This is a genomic window from Streptomyces sp. NPDC048057, from assembly GCF_040653095.1.
GTDB lineage: Bacteria > Actinomycetota > Actinomycetes > Streptomycetales > Streptomycetaceae > Streptomyces.
The window spans coordinates 1-1418 of record NZ_JBEZNF010000074.1 but is presented as its reverse complement, the minus strand read 5'-3'; the positions used below and the strand labels follow the sequence as shown (position 1 = coordinate 1418).

The window sequence follows — 1418 nt, the reverse complement described above, 5'->3', positions numbered from 1 at the left end:
GCACGCTGTTGGGTGTCTGAGGGCACGGGCGAAAGTCTGTTGTCTTCGGTTGCCGACCCCAGTGAACTCGTCCTGTAGAGGGCGGGGTGGTGGGTGGTTGGTCGTTGTTTGAGAACTACACAGTGGACGCGAGCATCTGTGGCCAAGTTTTTAAGGGCGCACGGTGGATGCCTTGGCACCAGGAACCGATGAAGGACGTGGGAGGCCGCGATAGTCCCCGGGGAGTCGTCAACCAGGCTTTGATCCGGGGGTTTCCGAATGGGGAAACCCGGCAGTCGTCATGGGCTGTCACCTACTGCTGAACACATAGGCAGTGTGGAGGGAACGAGGGGAAGTGAAACATCTCAGTACCCTCAGGAAGAGAAAACAACCGTGATTCCGGGAGTAGTGGTGAGCGAAACCGGATGAGGCCAAACCGTTTACGTGTGATACCCGGCAGGGGTTGCGTGGGCGGGGTTGTGGGAATGAACTTCAGTCGTCTGCCGGCGGCTGGGCGAGTTAGAAACCATCATGATAGGCGAAGGGCATGCGAAAGGCCCGGCGTAGAGGGTAAGACCCCCGTAGCTGAAATTGTGGTGGCTTGCTTGTTCATCTCCCAAGTAGCACGGGGCCCGAGAAATCCCGTGTGAATCTGGCGGGACCACCCGTTAAGCCTAAATATTCCCTGGTGACCGATAGCGGATAGTACCGTGAGGGAATGGTGAAAAGTACCGCGGGAGCGGAGTGAAATAGTACCTGAAACCGTGTGCCTACAAGCCGTGGGAGCGTCGGGATCACAAGCTTGCTTGTGGTTCTCGTGACTGCGTGCCTTTTGAAGAATGAGCCTGCGAGTTTGCGGTGTGTTGCGAGGTTAACCCGTGTGGGGGAGCCGTAGCGAAAGCGAGTCCGAATAGGGCGTTTCAGTAGCACGCTCAAGACCCGAAGCGGAGTGATCTAGCCATGGGCAGGTTGAAGCGGCTGTAAGAGGTCGTGGAGGACCGAACCCACCAGGGTTGAAAACCTGGGGGATGACCTGTGGTTAGGGGTGAAAGGCCAATCAAACTCCGTGATAGCTGGTTCTCCCCGAAATGCATTTAGGTGCAGCGTCACGTGTTTCTTGCCGGAGGTAGAGCACTGGATAGGCGATGGGCCCTACCGGGTTACTGACCTTAGCCAAACTCCGAATGCCGGTAAGTGAGAGCGTGGCAGTGAGACTGTGGGGGATAAGCTCCATGGTCGAGAGGGAAACAGCCCAGAGCATCGACTAAGGCCCCTAAGCGTGCGCTAAGTGGGAAAGGATGTGGAGTCGCAGAGACAACCAGGAGGTTGGCTTAGAAGCAGCCACCCTTGAAAGAGTGCGTAATAGCTCACTGGTCAAGTGATTCCGCGCCGACAATGTAGCGGGGCTCAAGCGTACCGCCGAAGTCGTGTCAATCCAA

Annotated in this window: 1 rRNA gene; it reads left to right on the top strand. The window is 57.0% G+C overall.

Going from position 1 to position 1418, the window contains the following annotated elements:
* Nucleotides 1–140 precede the first annotated feature (140 nt).
* A 23S ribosomal RNA gene (locus tag AB0E05_RS36340) occupies nucleotides 141–1418 on the top strand; the annotation flags it as partial.